The organism is Aliihoeflea sp. 40Bstr573 (assembly GCF_024105655.1).
GTDB lineage: Bacteria > Pseudomonadota > Alphaproteobacteria > Rhizobiales > Rhizobiaceae > Aliihoeflea.
On sequence record NZ_JAAAMH010000048.1, the window covers coordinates 1 to 4,205 of the forward strand.

Sequence of the window (4,205 nt, forward strand, 5' to 3'; positions counted from 1 at the left end):
TCAGGCTGTGCAAACCCCGACCAGCTTCGCCTGATCGGGCGCTAACCGGCGCGCCCTTCACCAGCTCTAAACCGGGGTCCCTTTTGCGCGAAAATACAGGGTCCCGATTCCGTGGTCATTGACAAACTGAGTTCGAAGCAAAGCCGACGGAGGTCACGAATTCGACGCTGGACGATCCCTCAAAGCGAACGGCGTCCGCCTTCAACCCTCGCTTGATGACGGCTGAAGGAGTTGCAAGCTATCTGGATGTGAGCGTCTCCACAGTTTGGCGTTTGCCGCGCAAGGATTCCGAGTTCCCCGCTCCCATAAAGGTCGGTGGTTCGACGCGCTGGGACCGGTCGGAATTGGACCGCTATGTTGCGGCCCGAAAAGCGCTCCGGCAGACCGGTCGCTGATCATGTCCAGCAAACACGATCCGAGCAAGGCACGTCGCCACTGGGTCTATTCTCGTAACGAAGTCCGCTCGCTGTACGACGTGAGTGACGGAACCATCTCGAACTGGATACGTGCCGGACTGAAGCCGATCGACAGCAGGCGTCCTCAACTGCTTGCGGGATACAAGCTGCGCCAGTTCTTGACAAAAATGCGCTGGCCGGATGGTCGCTCGCCACAAGAGGGACGCTTGCTCTGCTCGACCTGCATTGGCTTCAAGGCGCTGATTACCGGCACGATCAAGACCACTTCGGCTGACATGAAATGCGTATCAGTGACAGGCATGTGCACGGATTGCCACAACATGCTAGAGGTCGATTTGCCGCCTGACGAAATGCCTGAAGTCTTTGCCGCTTCCATCAATATCCCCGGAGACTCCTCCGACGTAATTGGTGAAGCGGTCTCGGGGGCTATTGGCAGAAACGGGGCCTCGATCCCCACCGAAACCAGCAGTTCCAATTTGCGCTGGCTCTACGACTTCCGGATCTATCTGGAAAGCAACCGCGGATGGGATGCCAGAACAGTAGATGAATACCTACGCGCTGCCGGACGCATGAGCGCATTCCTGGGCCACAAGCCATTCGAGCAGATCGGCATCGCCGATGTGCGCAGGTTCAAGGACGAGCTTCGCAGGAGGCGGGAGCTTGGCGGCAGTCAGGGGCTAAGTTGGTCGACGGTTCTGCACACTCTGGATCGCTGCGGCGGTCTCTTCAGATGGCTGCAGCGTCGGCCGGCCTTCGAGATGGATCCCGACCTTCCCGGCTATTTCAGACTGGCTCGCAAAGAACGGGCAGCCGAGGCGGGCATGGTGAAGGGAACGAGCCTCACCTTCGATAAGGTGTTGTACATTTTTGCGACCATGCCCGCATCGACGCCGATCGAGCTTCGGGACCGAGCTATTGTCGCAATGTTCATCGTGACTGGGATTCGCGTTGCGGCCCTCATCACGCTCCGCGGCAAGCACGTGAACACGAACACAAGATGGGTCAATCAGGACCCGCGCGAGGTAAGCACAAAATTAGGCAAACACATCCGGACCTACTGTCTGGATCTTGGCTCCGGACTGCTTGATGCAATCCAGCAATGGGCGCGATGGCGCAGCGCGAATGGCTTTGACGACGAGGCGCCATTCTTCGTCCCGGATCGATACATTCAACCAAATGGCATCGGACTGGGCTACCGACCCGCCGAAGCCGAAGCGACACAATGCTGGAAATCCGATGCACCGGTGCAACGGATCATCAAGGATGCAGCCCGAGCCGCCGGAATTCCAGAAGACGCCATCTCGTCACATGACTTCCGCAAGGTCCTCCATCCATTCCTCTCAAAACGAGGTAAAATGCAGATCAGCGAGGAAGTGGCCTTGCAGCTCAATCTTGGTCATACGCCGCAAGAGACAATCCGCAGGCACTATGCTTCCATGCAGGAAAGTGAGCGGGAAGAGTTGCTTGACGATCTTTGCCGGCGGGCTCTCTCCCTCCGCAGTGAGGTCGAGCTTTATGCTGGATATCACAACGGGAGGATCAACGAAGCAGATCCCGACTACGCGCGAGCAAGAGTCATCTATCAGCGATATGCGGAGGGTTAGGCTTGTCGCTACGAGGGCGCGCTTCGCATTGTCGGGACCGGGGCCGTTTCCGGATGGTCCGCTTTTGGGGATCGCTCGGCGGTTAGCTGCCGTTCGGGTCCGCCTTGTCAGGCAAAGTTTGCCTGGTCAGCACACGACCCCATTCCGGTCATCTAGCTTGTGGCTTTGCAGTCCCGAAAGCCGACATCGACCCTAGCGCTGTGAAAGCGAGATCTTGGCGGTATTGACGACGTGTTGCGTCAACTCCGGAAACTGGGTCTGAGCCCAGCGACTAACTTGCCAGTAGAGCGGGATAGCCGTGGTTGCGCCGGGGATAAGCTCAACAAGACGCCCGGCCTCGATATGGGCCGCCACAAGGTCTATCGGGTTGAGGCTCCAGCCAATTCCGAGAATACAAGCATCGACAAATCCATGCGTCGATGGGAGCCAATGCGTCGGCGGCGCTGGGTTTGATCCAAGATTGGCTGCGAGCCAATCCCCTTGCATGGTGTCCTTGTTGTTAAATGTGAGCACAGGTGCTTGCGACATCGCTTCCGCTTTGACCCCGTCTGCGAAATACCTTTTCATGAACTCTGGGCTGGCTGTTGCGACGTAGCGCAGATGACCTAACGCCGTAACGGTGCAGCCCGCCGCTGGCTGCGGCATTGACGTTACGGCGGCGAGAACCCGGCCTCGCTTCAACCAATCGACCGTGTAGTCCTGATCGTCTACGGCGATGTTGAGCATCACATTGGAGCGCCTGGTGAAACCCGCCACTGCTGGCAAGAACCAGGTTCCGAGGCTGTCTGCGTTCACAGCCACATCGACAGTTACCGGTCCGCTCGAAACATCGCCAAGCTCGGGCAGTTGTACGACCAGATCGTTCTCCAACTGACCGACCAATTCCATGTGCCGACACAGCCATGCTCCCTTGTCGGTGGCGCGGCACGGTACGCCACGCTCTATCAGCACCGCTCCCATACGTTCCTCAAGCTGCTTCACGCGCTGCGAAATGGCGGAGGGCGTAACGTTGAGGGCTTTCGCAGCCTTTTCGAAGCTGCCCGTGCGCACGATCGCCGCAACTGCTGCTGCGGCACTGTAATCAAGCATAATTAGCCAGCCTTATGCTGCGTTAGCTACTTTAACTGGTCTAATGCAAGTTTGGCGTTTACGCCAACGCGGATGCAGCACGAATTTTCACCATGAACCCATCGATTTTCTTCACCGGCCTCGGAATGGGCCTGAGCCTTATTGTAGCCATTGGTGCGCAAAATGCCTTCGTCCTGCGACAGGGGCTCAAAGGCGAGCATGTGCTTGCTGTCAGTCTGACTTGTGCAGTCTCTGACGCTGTGCTGATCGTAATCGGCGTTACCAGCTTTGCGCGGATAGCGAACTGGCTACCTTGGGTCGATCCCGTGATGAGGCTCGGCGGCGCGGCGTTCCTCGCATGGTATGGTGCAAGAAGTATGATGTCCGCCTTGCGCTCTACGAACACCCTTTCTGTCGAGAGCGACCAAGCTACCAAGCCGCTTTTGCCGACGCTGCTGACGTGCCTCGCCCTGACGTGGCTGAACCCCCATGTCTACCTCGACACGGTAGTCCTGCTGGGTTCAATTTCCACCCAGTTCGGTGAGCAACAATCTGCGTTTGCCGCTGGCGCAGTCACAGGATCGTTTCTGTTCTTCTTCGCCTTAGGCTTCGGCGCTTCGCTGCTGCGACCGATCTTTGCAAAGCCAGTGGCCTGGCGCATTTTAGAGGCCATAATCGCTTTGGTGATGTGGGCGATCGCGCTTAGGCTCGTCACCGGCGCATAACGTTTCTGATCGGAGCGACTGATGTACCTACCCGACCATTTCAAGGAAGTTGATCCCGCCGAAATTGCGTCGATCATTGCCGGCGCACCCTTGGCCTGCGTGGTTGCAAATTCTTCGGAGGGTCTGGTCGCCAACCATGTGCCCCTCATGTTCGACAAGGCCGGCGACCTGATTGGGCACTTTGCTATTGCCAACGAGATGCATCGCACAGTTGCGGATGGTCAGGAGGTTATGGCCATCTTTCGGGGGGTCGACGGTTACATTTTGAATCGCCCCGGGTTTGCCGGAGGCCGTTTGAATTAAGTTACGCTGCCATGTCTGGCTGCTCCAGCATGGCGTAGTAGCGTTCCTCGGCTTCGGCCGGCGGGATGTTGCCGATAGGCTCCAGCAGC

At 57.9% G+C, this 4,205-nt stretch carries 5 protein-coding genes; 4 read left to right on the plus strand and 1 reads right to left on the minus strand.

The features are described from left to right. The first annotated feature begins 215 nt into the window (after positions 1–215). Positions 216–395, plus strand: coding sequence for a helix-turn-helix transcriptional regulator (locus tag GTK01_RS21160; protein WP_371924446.1), 180 nt, complete (start codon positions 216–218; stop codon positions 393–395). Between the two features lie 2 nt (positions 396–397). After that, a complete protein-coding gene (locus tag GTK01_RS20755; RefSeq protein WP_252929737.1) occupies positions 398–2,020 on the plus strand; it encodes a tyrosine-type recombinase/integrase in 1,623 nt (540 codons plus the stop codon). Positions 2,021–2,212: 192 nt separating this feature from the next. On the opposite strand, the gene GTK01_RS20760 is transcribed toward GTK01_RS20755, so the two are convergent. Beyond that, on the minus strand, positions 2,213–3,109 hold the full coding sequence (locus GTK01_RS20760) for a LysR family transcriptional regulator ArgP (RefSeq protein WP_252929739.1): 897 nt from the start codon (positions 3,107–3,109) through the stop codon (positions 2,213–2,215). Positions 3,110–3,201: 92 nt separating this feature from the next. Here GTK01_RS20760 and GTK01_RS20765 point away from each other — a divergent pair, with 92 nt between their 5' ends. Together GTK01_RS20765 and GTK01_RS20770 are read left to right on the plus strand one after the other, a co-directional pair. Continuing rightward, positions 3,202–3,813, plus strand: a complete 612-nt coding sequence (locus GTK01_RS20765; protein ID WP_252929741.1) for a LysE/ArgO family amino acid transporter — start codon at positions 3,202–3,204, stop codon at positions 3,811–3,813. Positions 3,814–3,834: 21 nt separating this feature from the next. Next, positions 3,835–4,116 carry an FMN-binding negative transcriptional regulator gene (locus GTK01_RS20770; protein ID WP_252929742.1) on the plus strand — a complete coding sequence of 94 codons (282 nt, stop codon included), beginning with the start codon at positions 3,835–3,837 and terminating at the stop codon, positions 4,114–4,116. Positions 4,117–4,205: the final 89 nt, after the last annotated feature.

Bases quoted from the DNA above. Each gene is read 5' to 3' on its own strand.
- GTK01_RS20755 (WP_252929737.1), top strand. From the start codon at position 398: ATGTCCAGCAAACACGATCCGAGCAAGGCACGTCGCCACTGGGTCTAT.
- GTK01_RS20770 (WP_252929742.1), top strand. From the start codon at position 3,835: ATGTACCTACCCGACCATTTCAAGGAAGTTGATCCCGCCGAAATTGCG.
- GTK01_RS21160 (WP_371924446.1), top strand. From the start codon at position 216: ATGACGGCTGAAGGAGTTGCAAGCTATCTGGATGTGAGCGTCTCCACA.
- GTK01_RS20760 (WP_252929739.1), bottom strand. From the start codon at position 3,109: ATGCTTGATTACAGTGCCGCAGCAGCAGTTGCGGCGATCGTGCGCACG.
- GTK01_RS20765 (WP_252929741.1), top strand. From the start codon at position 3,202: ATGAACCCATCGATTTTCTTCACCGGCCTCGGAATGGGCCTGAGCCTT.